The sequence below is a fragment of the Enterobacter sp. FW301-JW81 genome (assembly GCF_058788735.1).
Genome location: NZ_JBYTBA010000004.1, coordinates 274,862 through 287,132, shown reverse-complemented (window position 1 = coordinate 287,132; position 12,271 = coordinate 274,862). Strand labels below are relative to the sequence as shown.

At 60.1% G+C, this 12,271-nt stretch carries 12 protein-coding genes; 1 reads left to right on the top strand and 11 read right to left on the bottom strand.

The window, feature by feature from the left end:
- Window positions 1-188: 188 nt before the first annotated feature.
- The 11 genes from AC3WOK_RS14785 to hpaG all read right to left on the bottom strand — a co-directional run bounded on the left by AC3WOK_RS14785 (window position 189) and on the right by hpaG (window position 11,557).
- Window positions 189-1,106, bottom strand: a complete 918-nt coding sequence (locus AC3WOK_RS14785; RefSeq protein ID WP_047346242.1) for a helix-turn-helix transcriptional regulator — start codon at window positions 1,104-1,106, stop codon at window positions 189-191.
- 180 nt (window positions 1,107-1,286) lie between these two features.
- Window positions 1,287-1,796: a 4-hydroxyphenylacetate 3-monooxygenase reductase subunit gene (locus AC3WOK_RS14780; RefSeq protein ID WP_059312716.1), complete on the bottom strand. Its 510-nt coding sequence runs from the start codon at window positions 1,794-1,796 to the stop codon at window positions 1,287-1,289.
- A gap of 17 nt (window positions 1,797-1,813) precedes the next feature.
- Window positions 1,814-3,376: a 4-hydroxyphenylacetate 3-monooxygenase, oxygenase component gene (gene hpaB, locus AC3WOK_RS14775; protein ID WP_049007416.1), complete on the bottom strand. Its 1,563-nt coding sequence runs from the start codon at window positions 3,374-3,376 to the stop codon at window positions 1,814-1,816.
- 218 nt (window positions 3,377-3,594) lie between these two features.
- Window positions 3,595-4,485 carry a 4-hydroxyphenylacetate catabolism regulatory protein HpaA gene (gene hpaA / locus AC3WOK_RS14770; RefSeq protein WP_492354729.1) on the bottom strand — a complete coding sequence of 297 codons (891 nt, stop codon included), beginning with the start codon at window positions 4,483-4,485 and terminating at the stop codon, window positions 3,595-3,597.
- On the bottom strand, window positions 4,457-5,809 hold the full coding sequence (gene hpaX, locus AC3WOK_RS14765) for a 4-hydroxyphenylacetate permease (RefSeq protein WP_059312665.1): 1,353 nt from the start codon (window positions 5,807-5,809) through the stop codon (window positions 4,457-4,459). The genes hpaA and hpaX overlap by 29 nt, the downstream gene beginning before the upstream one ends.
- A gap of 21 nt (window positions 5,810-5,830) precedes the next feature.
- Window positions 5,831-6,628 (bottom strand): 4-hydroxy-2-oxoheptanedioate aldolase, encoded by a 798-nt coding sequence (hpaI, locus tag AC3WOK_RS14760; RefSeq protein WP_492354728.1) that lies wholly within the window; start codon window positions 6,626-6,628, stop codon window positions 5,831-5,833.
- A 9-nt stretch (window positions 6,629-6,637) separates the two neighbouring features.
- Complete coding sequence (hpaH, locus tag AC3WOK_RS14755; protein ID WP_198886579.1) at window positions 6,638-7,441, bottom strand: 2-oxo-hept-4-ene-1,7-dioate hydratase; 804 nt, start codon at window positions 7,439-7,441, stop codon at window positions 6,638-6,640.
- 131 nt (window positions 7,442-7,572) lie between these two features.
- On the bottom strand, window positions 7,573-7,953 hold the full coding sequence (locus tag AC3WOK_RS14750) for a 5-carboxymethyl-2-hydroxymuconate Delta-isomerase (RefSeq protein ID WP_253179291.1): 381 nt from the start codon (window positions 7,951-7,953) through the stop codon (window positions 7,573-7,575).
- A 9-nt stretch (window positions 7,954-7,962) separates the two neighbouring features.
- Window positions 7,963-8,814, bottom strand: coding sequence for a 3,4-dihydroxyphenylacetate 2,3-dioxygenase (gene hpaD, locus AC3WOK_RS14745; protein ID WP_492354727.1), 852 nt, complete (start codon window positions 8,812-8,814; stop codon window positions 7,963-7,965).
- A 2-nt stretch (window positions 8,815-8,816) separates the two neighbouring features.
- Window positions 8,817-10,283 carry a 5-carboxymethyl-2-hydroxymuconate semialdehyde dehydrogenase gene (gene hpaE / locus AC3WOK_RS14740; protein WP_059312660.1) on the bottom strand — a complete coding sequence of 489 codons (1,467 nt, stop codon included), beginning with the start codon at window positions 10,281-10,283 and terminating at the stop codon, window positions 8,817-8,819.
- Window positions 10,280-11,557 (bottom strand): 4-hydroxyphenylacetate degradation bifunctional isomerase/decarboxylase, encoded by a 1,278-nt coding sequence (gene hpaG / locus AC3WOK_RS14735; RefSeq protein WP_492354726.1) that lies wholly within the window; start codon window positions 11,555-11,557, stop codon window positions 10,280-10,282. The genes hpaE and hpaG overlap by 4 nt, the downstream gene beginning before the upstream one ends.
- Before the next feature lie 270 nt (window positions 11,558-11,827).
- Here hpaG and hpaR point away from each other — a divergent pair, with 270 nt between their 5' ends.
- Complete coding sequence (gene hpaR, locus AC3WOK_RS14730; protein WP_047346251.1) at window positions 11,828-12,271, top strand: homoprotocatechuate degradation operon regulator HpaR; 444 nt, start codon at window positions 11,828-11,830, stop codon at window positions 12,269-12,271.

Genomic DNA, 12,271 nt, shown 5'->3' with positions numbered 1-12,271 from the left:
AAGACCTGGTTTTTTATGTAAAGAAAAAAGGGTCAGGGTTCGTTGTGAGGAGGTATTGATTAATGCTGGAGCGATCGTGCCAGATCCACGCGCGTGTAAAGGAAGGTAAATGAATGAGTGGTTGAAAGTACCGGGTGAGCGGTCAAAGGAGGCGACGAGCGGTTACGGCTCGCCGCCGGTGGGCGAAATTATGTGATTGAGATCACTTGATTATTCGGATTGCGTTCCACGGCCAGATAGCCCTCCAGCGTCCTGATGAGTTTCTCCTTCAGCCAGCTCGGCTCCAGAATCTGGATATTGGGCAGCCAGTAGAACAGCAGCGGCAGGATCTGGTTCTCGTGCGCCGCCTGGCAGCGCAGCGTGACGCCGTCCTGCTGCTCCTCCAGTAGCTCCTGTTCCGGTAGAAGATCGCGGCGCAGGAAGTAATGTGAAATATTATCTTTGATGAATATTTTCACCGCGAAAGTATCTTCAGACACCCAGGGATCGAGGCTTTTTTCTAACAGCTCGAGGACATTTTCTTCCGGGGTAAATGTCGTTTTCTGAATATCAAACCAGCTAATCTGGCTCAGCGAGAAGGATTTCAGGCGGCTATTTTCGGTGGCTTGTAAATACCATATATTTTTTTTGTTAATGAGTTTATAGGGATTAATCAGGCGGGTTTTACCCTTATAAACTATCTGGCAAACATTATGGTTTTTAATCGATTTCTCGATTTTCGTTAAATGACGGCGAATATCGCGCTGTACCGTGTGTTCGGCTTCATTAGCAAGAATAAGAATATGGTTTTCGTCAACGCGCGCTTCCAGTTTCTGCCAGAATTCCGTATTTCTGTCCGGGAAAAAGCTGTCGGCATTCAGGAAGTTAGCAAGGGTGTGATGTAAGCCTTGCCCACCGGGCGATTGAGCAGAATGGATCAGCCGATATAGCCCGTTACCGGTATGTTCAACAATGGGAGAGAGGGCATTTAAATCCCGATAAACGGTGCGCTCGGTAATTTTAAATTTTTCCATTAGCGCACTGCGGTTGACCACACCGTTTAAATGTAGCTCAAGGAGAATATCGACCAGACGTTCAGCCGAGCGGCTCCGCGTCGTTTTAGCCATAAGGTCATCCTGTATATTTAGGTATGCGCTGAATGATGCGGGTGCACTGACATGCGGCGTCAGTATTCAGGCACAGAAAATTTCTCTTATGGGTATATAACGGCGTGATTTAGCGGAAACCTTAGGAGTTTTTGCAGAAAGCGGCGCTGGCCGGGAAAAAGGCCAGCGCGAGGGGGGGAATTACACGGCGACTTCCGTCTCCAGCATGACCGGGTGGAAACGGCGTTTGAAGTAGATCAGGCCGTGTCCCGCGTCACTCAGGATGATATTTTTAACTTCAACGAGATAAACAAGATGCGTGCCGATGGTTTGCACCTGGCTAATCTCGCCCTCAAGGCTGGCCAGCGCCCCCTTGAGCACCGGCTGCGCCAGCGGGCCTTTCTGCCAGCAGGAGAGGGCAAAGCGCTCCTCCATCGCCATGCCGGTCATCCCGGCGAAGTGGCGAGCCATGATCTCCTGCTCGTGGTTCAGCACGTTAACGCACAGCCTGCCGTTGCCCTGGAATACCGGGTTCATGGCGCTGTTGGCGTTGATGCACACCATCACCGACGGCGGGGTGTCCGTGACCGAACAGACGGCGGTGGCGGTAATGCCGCAGCGGCCCGCCTCGCCCTCGGTGGTGACCACATTGACCGCGGCCGACAGGCTGGCCATGGCGTCGCGAAAACGCAGGCGTTGTTCTGATTGCATGAAAACCTCCCGCTGCATTATTTCAGCAGCTTATCCAGCATGTTGATATCGCTGTTGTTGTGCAGGTGCGGCACCGTCCAGCCGTGTTGGTCGTATTCGGACATGCAGCGGTCGACCATCGCCATCATCTTGTCCATGTTGCCGGAGCTCTGCGCCTGGCGCAGACACTGCAGGCGAATTTCATCCTGGCTGCCGGAGTAGTTGATCTCATACAGCTCGTGACGGCCGCCAAACTCGCTGCCGATGGCATCCCACATCAGTTTCAAAATCTTGATGCGTTCGACGTGATCCATGCCGTTGGAGCCGCGCACGTATTTCGCCAGATACTGGTCGATCTGCGGGTTGTTCAGATCCCGGGCGCTGGACGGGAGATAGATCAGGCCGGACGTCACGTTACGCTCGATGATGTTCTTGATCTTGGCGTAGGCCATTGGCGCCATCACGCGGTAGGTTTGCAGCGCGGCGTGATCCGGCAGATACGCGCCGTTGACCCACGGGGTGGCTTCGGAACACATGGAGTCGCTCAGCGCCCAGAACATGTTGCGCCACGCCACCACTTCGCCGAGATCCGCCTGCACGCCGCGGAACTCCAGGGTACCGGTGCACTCGAGCGATTTTTTCAGCAGGGCGGTGATGAAGTCGAGCTTCACCGCCAGGCGCACGCAGGCCTGCAGCGGGTACATGCGGGCGAAGCCGCCCTCCATCGTCCAGCGACGGCAGCGGTCGAAATCGCGGTAGATCAGCACGTTTTCCCACGGGATCAGCACGTTATCCATCACCAGAATGGCGTCGTTCTCGTCAAAGCGGCTGGAGAGCGGGTAGTCATACGGGGAGCCGGTTGCGCCTGCCACCATCTCGTAAGAGGCGCGGGAGATCAGCTTCACACCCTCGGCGTCCATCGGCGCGACGAACATCAGCGCGAAGTCCGGGTTTTCGCCCATCACCTGCGCGGAGCCGAAGCCGATCATGTTGTAGTGGGTCAGCGCCGAGTTGGTGGCCACCACTTTCGCGCCGCTGACGATGATCCCGGCGTCGGTCTCTTTCTCCAGCTTGATGTAGACGTCTTTTACTTCGTCCGCCGGCTTGTGACGGTCGATTGGCGGGTTAACGATAGCGTGGTTAAAGTACAGGCCGGTTTCCTGAATGCGGGTGTACCAGTTACGGGCGTTCTGCTCGAACTGGCCGTAGAAGGCCGGGTTGGCACCGAGCGCGCAGCCGAACGCGGCTTTGTAGTCCGGCGTGCGGCCCATCCAGCCGTAGCTCAGGCGTGACCACTCGGCGATGGCGTCGCGCTGCTGGCGCAGGTCGTCGGCGCTTTTCGCCACGCGGAAGAACTTGTGGGTGTAGCCGCCGCTGCCGGTGTCGGTGCCCCAGCACAGCGTGTCCTGCATGTCCGGCTTGTGCAGCGCGTCGTACATCTGCGCGATGGAGGCCGCCGCGTTGCGAAACGCCGGATGGGTGGTGACGTCTTTGACGCGCTCGCCGTAGATGTAAATCTCACGACCGTCCTGCAGGCTTTTTAAATACTCTTCACCGGTTAACGGGCGTTTGGCATCTGTGCGGAAATCTTCAGGCTTCATAGGGACCTCGTATCGGAATTGTGTTGTTAAATTTATGTTTTGTTTTTGTTGTTTAATTGAAGCCTGAGAGGGGCTGAACGTGAAGGGACGTTTGGGACAACGGCGGGTACTTTTCGGGTGGGATGTGGTTTTGTGATCTGTGCGGCTTTTCGGCGGGTGGCGCTGCGCTTACCCGCCCTACGGACCGTAGCCCCGGTAAGCGTAGCGCCACCGGGGAATTACGACACCGGTACTTTCTGCGCCCGGTACGCGCTGGGCGAGCACCCCACTAAGCGGTTAAAAAACCGCGCAAAATAGGCCGGATCCTTAAACCCCAGCTGCCAGGCAATCTCGCTGACCGTGTTGTCGGAGAAGAGCAGCAGCCGCCTGGCTTCGCGCAGCTGCCGGTCGAAGATCAGCCGCTTCGGCGGGCGGTTGGCGAAGCGGCGGCAGATATCGGTCAGGCGAGATTCGGTCAGGTGCAGCTCGCTGGCGTATTCCGGCACCGTCCAGTGCTGGTGGTAGTGGGCATCTATCAGCTGGGTAAAGCGCTGGAACAGCTTCAGCTCGCCGCGCATGCCGCCCGAAGCGTGGTCGTCGAGCTTCGCGTTGCGCAGCAGCAGGGTAAAGACCGCCTGGGCCAGCAGAACCAGGGTATGCTCGCGCCCCGGCAGCTGCTCCGTGGATTCCCGGGCAATCAGCTTCCAGTAGTGTTTCAGGGCCGCCAGCTCGTCCGGCCTGTCGGCCAGCGAGAGGCAGATCCCCGGCAGGCCAAACGCTTCCCGCGTGCCGGGGTAGAGCACCTCCAGCAGCGGCCAGATCAGATCCTCGCGCACCGTCAGCACGTGCCCGTCGCTGTCGGATTCGGTGATAAACGCGTGCGGCACCGACGGCGGCGTGAGGACGAACAGCGGGGCCTGCACCGAGTAGCGGTGATCGTCGAGCTGAAGCTCAATCTGCCCGGTATCGAGAAAGTGCATCTGAAAGTACTGGTCGTGACGATGCGCCTGCATGTCGCGGCCAAAAAAGGCCGCCATGCGGGCGAACGACTGGTAGTGCACATCGTCGGTGCCCAGACTTTCGTCGTACTCCTTGCTGATATCAATGTTGGCGATAGGGCTCTGGCACACGATCGTTCCTCTGTTGATCCCGCTGCGTCATCGGAATGCGCGTCAGCACCAGCGCGCCGACCACCAGCAGCCCGGCCACGAACCACAGCCCGGAGCTGAAGCTGCCGGTCGCGTCGCGCAGGATCCCAATCAGCAATGGGCTGACGGCAGAACCCACGTTGCCAATGGCGTTGATCACCGCCAGCGCCACCGCGCGGGACTGCAGACTAATCACCCGATCCGGCGTGGTCCAGAATATGGCCATGGCGGTGAAGGAGCCGGTTGAGGCCATAATGATGCCAAGCAGCTGGATCAGGCTGTGATCGGTGGCCGAGGCCAGCATCCATCCCGCCGCGGCGAACAGGTACGGCAGGATGGTGTGCTTTTTTCGCTCTTTCAGCCTGTCGGAGCGGCGGCTCCACCAGATCATCCCGAGGATGGTACAAAACTGCGGGATCGCCGCCAGCAGGCCGATGACGATGTTGCTGCTCCCCGTATTGAAGCTTTGCAGGATCTGCGGCGTCCAGATGTTGATCGCGCTCAGCGTGTTGGTCAGGCAGAAGTAGGCCAGCGTGTAGAGCAGCACCGCCGGGGTCAGCACCTCGCGCAGCGTGGATTTCGGCGTGACGGGCCGGGCAATCGCGACCTCCTGCTCGCGGGCGATCATCGTTTTCAGCGCCTGCTTTTCGTCGTCGTCCAGCCAGGTGGCCTGGTCCGGCGTGTCGTTAAGGTAAAACCAGGTCACCACGCCAAGCACCACCGACGGTAGCCCCTCCAGCAGGAACAGCCACTGCCAGCCCTTCAGGTTCCACAGCCCGTCCATTGCCAGGATGTAGCCGGAGAGGATCGAGCCGAGCATCATGGTCACCGGCATGGCAATCATAAACAGCGCGTTGGCGCGGGCGCGGTGATACGCCGGGAACCACCAGGTGAGGTAGACCAGGATCCCCGGCAGGAAGCCGGCTTCGGCAATCCCCACCAGCATGCGTAATACATAGAGCGTGTGCGGGCTGGTGGCGAACATGGTGCAGGTGGAGGCAACGCCCCACACCACCATGATCCCGGCGATCCAGCGGCGCGCGCCGATCTTCGCCAGCATGATGTTGCTCGGGATCCCGCACAGCACGTAGGTGACGTAAAACAGCGTCGCGGCCAGGCCAAACATGGTGGAGGTGAGGCCCAGATCTTTGCCCATCGTCAGCCCGGCAAAGCCGATGTTGATGCGATCGAGAAACGAAAAGACAAACAGGATAAAGAGAAAGACGATTAGGCGTCGGAACAGCTTGTTAATGACGCGATGTTCAACAGCTTTATTATCATGGGTTTGCAGGGTAGAGGTCGTCATGGTGCGCTCCAGATCTTACGTTTAGTAGACGGATTTATTGTTATTAACTGACGTAACCGGTTTTTCGATAAAGCGTGCTGCCAGCGCTTCCGCGCCGCGGGCGAGCAGGGTGGTGTCGACGCCGACGGCAACAAATAGCGCGCCGAGTTCAAGGTAGCGTTTTGCCAGCTGCTCGTTCGCCATCAGGATGCCGGGCGCTTTACCGGCGGCGCGTATCTGCGCGATCGCCTGCTCGATGGCTGCCTGGACTTCCGGGTGCTGCGGATTACCGGCAAAGCCCATGTCGGCGCTCAGATCCGCCGGGCCGATAAACACGCCGTCGACGCCGTCCACGTCCAGGATCTGCGGCAGGTTTTTCAGCGCCTCGCGGGTTTCGATCTGCACCAGCACGCACATGGCGTCGTTAGCCTGCTGCAGATAATCCGGAATGCGGTTCCAGCGCGAGGCGCGGGCCAGGGCGCTGCCGACGCCGCGGATGCCCGCGGGCGGGTAGCGGGTAGAACGTACCGCCAGACGGGCTTCTTCGGCGTTTTGCACCATCGGCACCAGCAGGGTTTGCGCGCCCACGTCCAGCAGCTGTTTGATCTGCACCGGATCGTTCCATGACGGGCGGACCACCGGCTGGCTTGGATAAGGGGCGATGGCCTGCAGCTGAGTTAAGACGGTCTGCACGCTGTTCGGCGCGTGTTCGCCGTCGATCAGCAGCCAGTCGAAGCCTGCTCCGGCCAGTAGCTCCGCGCTGTAGCTGCTGGTCAGCCCCAGCCATAAGCCAATTTGCGGGCGGCCTGCCTGCAGCGCCGCTTTGAATGCGTTTTGCATCGTTCTCTCCTAAACAAAGCGGCAGCTAATGGAGCCCATATTGCCGTAGTCTACGTGGAAGGTGTCGCCTCTGCTGGCGGGCACCGGGCGCGTAAACGAGCCGCCGAGGATGATCTGGCCGGGCTCAAGCTGCACGTCGTAAGGGGCGAGCTTGTTCGCCAGCCAAGCCACGCCGTTGGCCGGGTGGTTAAGCACGCCCGCGGCGACGCCGGTCTCTTCAATGACGCCGTTGCGGTAGAGCAGGGCGGAGATCCAGCGCAGATCCAGCTCGTCGGGCTTAATCGGGCGGCCGCCGAGGATCACGCCCGCGTTGGCGGCGTTATCGGAGATGGTGTCGAAGACCTTGCGCGGGCGCTGGGTCTCCGGGTCGACGTTGTGGCAGCGGGCATCGATCAGCTCCAGCGCGGGTATCACGTAATCCGTGGCGTTGTAGACGTCGAAGATCGTGCAGTTCGGGCCGCGCAGCGGTTTTGCCAGCACGAACGCCAGCTCCACCTCGATGCGCGGGACGATAAAGCGATCCACGGGGATGTCGCTGCCGTCGTGGAAGAACATGTCGTCCAGCAGCGCGCCGTAGTCCGGCTCGCTGATCTGCGAGCTGGCCTGCATCGCCTTAGACGTGAGGCCGATCTTGTGGCCCTTCAGCACGCGGCCTTCGGCGATCTTCAGGCTGACCCATTCGCGCTGGACGGCGTAGGCGTCTTCAATCGTGATCTCCGGGTATTCCAGCGAGATCGCGCGGATCTGCTCCCGAGTTTGTTCCGCCTGATGCAGGCGATGGGCGATCAGGGTATGGGTATGTTTGTCGAGCATGGCGATATCCTGTTTGATGTTTTTTTCTCCCTCTCCCTGTGGGAGAGGGCCGGGGTGAGGGCATCAGGCCGCAGAGGTATCTCCTCACCCTAACCCTCTCCCGAAAGGGGAGAGGGGATCGATCGAGCGTGTTACTTAAACAACGCGTGCACGTTGTTTTGCTTGTAATTGAGCGTCGGGTGCAGCTCGTCGAGCTCAAACGACAGCGCCAGATAGCGGGCGGCCATCAGCTCCGCGAAGTGCGTTTTGATCAGCGCAAACAGCATTTCACCGACCTCTTCCCGGCTCTCCAGGCTGCGCCCGGCACCAATCTTCAGCGTCATATGCACAAAGGCGTAATCGTGCCTGCCGTCGGCCATCTGCCAGGTATCCAGCCAGTGGGCGCGGCTGCGGATACCGCCGAGGGGGAAGATGCCCGTGGCGGCCAGCGCCTCGTTAACTTTGGCGAACAGCCCAGGCAGGTCGGCCTCTTCGCGGATGTTGTCGGTGCATTCAGCAATGAAGTGCGGCATGGTGACTCCTTACGCGGGCAGCGGGAAAACGGCGTTAACCTGGCCGGTACCGGAGCTGGCGAACAGCTCGGTGAGAAACTCCACCTTGCCGTCGTATTTGTCCCAGCCGAGCATGCCCAGCAGCATCACCGTGTCGTGCATGTTGCCCTCGCCGTAGCAGTAGTCGGCGTACTCCGGCAGCATGCTGCAGAATTCTTTGAAATGGCCCTCGCGCCACAGCTTCACCACGCGCTCGTCCATCTGGCGGTCGAACTCGCGGGTGTAGCTGTTCATCCCTTCCTCGGCACGCTGGTCGTCGATAAAGCGGTGCGACAGCGAGCCGCTGGCGAGCACCGCCACGGTGCCGTCGTATTTTTCGATGGCGCTGACGATGGCCTCGCCCAGCCGGCGGCTGTCGGCGAAGTCGTGAACCGTGCAGAACGCCGAGATGGAGAGCACCTTGAAGTGCTTATCCGCGTTCATGTAGCGCATCGGCACCAGCGTGCCGTACTCCAGCTTCAGGCTCGGGATGTTGTGCGCTTTGGCGCGCACGCCGAGCTTCACCGCCTCGTCGGCAATCAGCTGGCCCAGCGCCGGGTTGCCGTTGTAGTCGTAGGTCATGTCGCGGATAAAGTGCGGCAGCTCGTTGCTGGTGTAGACGCCCGCAAAGTGGTCCGCACAGTTGATGTGGTACGCGCTGTTCACCAGCCAGTGGGTGTCGAACACGATGATGGTGTCCACGCCCAGCTCGCGGCAGCGCTTGCTGATTTCTTTATGCCCGTCGATGGCACCCTGTCGGCAGCCGTGGTTTTTGCCCGGCAGCTCGGAGAGATACATTGACGGCACGTGGGTGATTTTTGCCGCTAACGCCAGTTTACCCATGATCAGATCCCCCATTTTGGAATCGGATGGTCGCCCATGGAGATGCAGACGTTCTTCATCTCCGCGAACACCTCGAAGCTGTACTCGCCGCCCTCGCGCCCGGTGCCGGAGGCCTTCACGCCGCCAAACGGCTGGCGCAGGTCGCGCACGTTCTGGGTGTTGACGAACACCATGCCGGCTTCGATACTGCGCGCCAGGCGCAGCACCTTGCTGACGTCCTGGGTCCAGATGTACGACGCCAGGCCGTACTCCACGTCGTTGGCCAGGCGCAGGCCTTCCGCTTCGTCCTTAAACGGCAGCAGGCAGGCCACCGGCCCGAAGATCTCCTCCTGCGCCACGCGCATGCGGTTGTCGACGTCCGCCAGCACGGTTGGTCGCAGGAAGTTGCCGCCCTTCAGGTGCGCGGGCAGGTCGGTCGGTTTGTCCGGGCCGCCCGCCAGCAGGGTTGCCCCCTCTTCAATGCCGAGGCGGATATAGCCGGAGACTTTTTCCCAGTGCTGCTTGCTGATCAGCGCGCCAATCTGGGTGTTCGGATCGGTCGGGTCGCCCACGCGCAGGCGGTTGGCGCGCTCGGCAAAGCGCTTCACGAATTCCGGATAGATGCTCTGCTGGATAAAGATGCGCGAGCCGGCGGTGCAGCGCTCGCCGTTGATGGAGAAGATGGTGAACAGGGCGGCGTCCAGCGCGCGCTCGATGTCGGCATCTTCAAAAATGAGCACCGGAGATTTGCCGCCCAGCTCCATGGAGTACTTCTTCAGCCCGGCGTTTTTCATGATGTTGCGCCCGGTGGCGGTGCCGCCGGTGAAGGAGACGGCGCGCACGTCGTGATGGCGCACCAGCGCGTCGCCCGCCGTCGCGCCGTAGCCCTGCACCACGTTCAGCACGCCCGCCGGAATGCCCGCCTCCAGCGCCAGCTCGCCCAGGCGGTCGGCGGTGAGCGGGGAGAGTTCAGACATCTTCAGCACCGCGGTATTGCCTAAGGCCAGGCAGGGCGCGACCTTCCAGGTGGCGGTCATAAACGGCACGTTCCACGGCGACACCAGCGCGCAGACGCCCACCGGCTGCACCAGGGTGTAGTTCAGCATTTTGTCGTCGACTGGGTAGGTTTTGCCGTTCATCTGCTGGCACACCTCAGCGAAAAACTCGAAGTTGTGCGAGGCGCGCGGGATGAGGACGTTTTTGGTCTGGTGGATCGGCAGGCCGGTATCGGCGGTTTCCATGGCGGCGATCTCCGGGACGTTCTGGTCGATCAGATCCCCCAGACGGCGCATCAGGCGCGCGCGCTCCTTCATCGGCAGGTTAGCCCATTTCGGGAAGGCCTCTTTGGCGGCGGCGACGGCCTGATGGATTTCAGCTTCACCGCCGGAGGCGACTTCCGCTAATACCTCGCCGGAGGCCGGGTTGGTGGTGTGGAAGTAGTCGCTTCCCGCGACGTTCTTACCGTTGATCCAGTGGTTAATTTTTTTCATTTTGCAGTCTCCTCGCTGACAATTCGGTTCACCAGACGGCCCACGCCCTCCACTTCCACCACCACTTCATCGCCCGGCACCACGTCGGATAGCCCCTTCGGCGTGCCGGTGGCAATCATGTCGCCCGGCTGCAGGGTCATAAAATCGCTCAGGTACGCAATCAGGAACGGGATGCTGAAAATGAGGTCCGCCGTGGTCCCTTCCTGGCGCAGCTCGCCGTTCACGAAGGTGCGCAGGGCTAAGCTGTGCGGGTCGGGAATGGTCGCTTTCGGCACGATGTTCGGGGAAATGGGCGTCAGCCCGTCGCGGCTTTTTACCCGCAGGTTCGGGCGGTAGTAGTTTTCCAGGTAGTCGCGAATGGCATAGTCGTTGCAGACCGTATAGCCCGCAACATAGTCCATCGCGTCGGCTTCGCTGACCTTGCGCGCGGTTTTACCGATGACCACCACCAGCTCCGCCTCGTAGTGCATGTACTCAACGTCGTTCGGGCGCACCGAGGTCTGGCCGTCGCCGTTGAAGGTGTTCGGCGCTTTGATAAACACCAGCGGCTCGGTCGGCGGCTTGAAGTCCAGCTCGCTGGCGTGGTCGGCGTAGTTCAGGCCGAGGGCAAACAGCGTGGGGTGCGGATGCGCGCCGCGAGCGGTGGCCACGTCGCGCTCGTCCACCACCGGGTTTTCCAGCGGCGGAAAACCTTCCGCCAGAACGCGCACGCGATCGCCCGGCTGCAGCGGCACGCGGGCGTGCGGGGTGCCAAGCAGGATCGCATCGCCAGGATTCAGGGTGGCGAATTCGCTCAGGGCGCTCAGCAATTCGGCGGCGCTGCGCTGCAGTTCGGCGGTGTTCCAGTGGTCCGCTTCGCGGCCGTTAATCTCGGTGATGATGGTCAGGTTATCCACGCTATCAACGGCGACAAGTTCGCCGAGCGGGCAAAACCCGTCCCGGCACTTGGCCTTGATAGCCGGGCGGTAGAAGCTCTCTTCCGGCAGGCTCACCTCGTTGGCCAGCGCGTATCCCGCGATGTACTGGGCGGCATCCTCCGCGCGCACCCTGCTGGCGGTTTTCCCCACGACCAGCGCGACCGTCGCGCCGCTTAGCACCGTTTCCCCGTGCGGAAACGGAATCGGCTCGCCGGCACGAATCACGGTGTTGTGCGGCTTGATGAACCATACCGCCGTTTTCGGCGGGGTGTTGTAGGGGGCTTTTTCGAACGCCTCACGCCAGGCTTCACGCTGGCTTTGATGATTCAGCGCCACGGCAAAAACAGTACCTTTCATTCACATACTCCTCACCCCGGCGGTCCGGGTTGTGATTTCATTAATATGTTAATGATCTGTTTTTATGCTTTTGCTGTTTATTTCGCAATCAGAAGTGAAGAATTTGTGATATGAATAACAATAAATTTACATAATGGTTTTTATTGATAGATAAATCATGGTGTTAATAAAATTGACGGGTTTCTGTTAGACTTTTTGGCAGAAAAGCTGTTGTTTATAAAAACATCTTTTAGTGATTGTTTACCTGTTAATGACTGGCTGGGAGTGGCTATGCATGACTCATTAACCATCGCGCTGTTGCAGGCGCGGGAAGCGGCGATGTCGTACTTCCGACCGATTGTGAAGCGACATAACCTGACCGAGCAGCAGTGGCGGATTGTGCGCGTGCTGGCTGAGCATCCGTCGATGGATTTTCACGACCTGGCGTTTCGCACCTGTATTTTGCGCCCGAGCCTGACGGGCATTCTGACGCGGATGGAGCGCGATGGCCTGGTGTTGCGCCTGAAGCCCATGAACGACCAGCGCAAGCTGTACGTCTCGCTGACCAAAGAGGGCAACGCGCTGTACGAGCACGCCCAGGCGCAGGTGGAGGAGGCGTATCAGCAGATTGAGGCGGAATTTACGCCGGAGAAGATGAAGCAGCTAACCGCGCTGCTGGAAGAGTTTATTGCGCTCGGCAACCGGCATGTTGCCGGGCGCGGGGAAGAGGAGTGA

Coding starts and splice junctions, on each gene's coding strand:
- AC3WOK_RS14785 (WP_047346242.1), bottom strand. CDS start 1,106: ATGGCTAAAACGACGCGGAGCCGCTCGGCTGAACGTCTGGTCGATATT.
- AC3WOK_RS14780 (WP_059312716.1), bottom strand. CDS start 1,796: ATGCAATCAGAACAACGCCTGCGTTTTCGCGACGCCATGGCCAGCCTG.
- hpaB (WP_049007416.1), bottom strand. CDS start 3,376: ATGAAGCCTGAAGATTTCCGCACAGATGCCAAACGCCCGTTAACCGGT.
- hpaX (WP_059312665.1), bottom strand. CDS start 5,809: ATGACGACCTCTACCCTGCAAACCCATGATAATAAAGCTGTTGAACAT.
- hpaI (WP_492354728.1), bottom strand. CDS start 6,628: ATGCAAAACGCATTCAAAGCGGCGCTGCAGGCAGGCCGCCCGCAAATT.
- hpaH (WP_198886579.1), bottom strand. CDS start 7,441: ATGCTCGACAAACATACCCATACCCTGATCGCCCATCGCCTGCATCAG.
- AC3WOK_RS14750 (WP_253179291.1), bottom strand. CDS start 7,953: ATGCCGCACTTCATTGCTGAATGCACCGACAACATCCGCGAAGAGGCC.
- hpaD (WP_492354727.1), bottom strand. CDS start 8,814: ATGGGTAAACTGGCGTTAGCGGCAAAAATCACCCACGTGCCGTCAATG.
- hpaE (WP_059312660.1), bottom strand. CDS start 10,283: ATGAAAAAAATTAACCACTGGATCAACGGTAAGAACGTCGCGGGAAGC.
- hpaG (WP_492354726.1), bottom strand. CDS start 11,557: ATGAAAGGTACTGTTTTTGCCGTGGCGCTGAATCATCAAAGCCAGCGT.
- hpaR (WP_047346251.1), top strand. CDS start 11,828: ATGCATGACTCATTAACCATCGCGCTGTTGCAGGCGCGGGAAGCGGCG.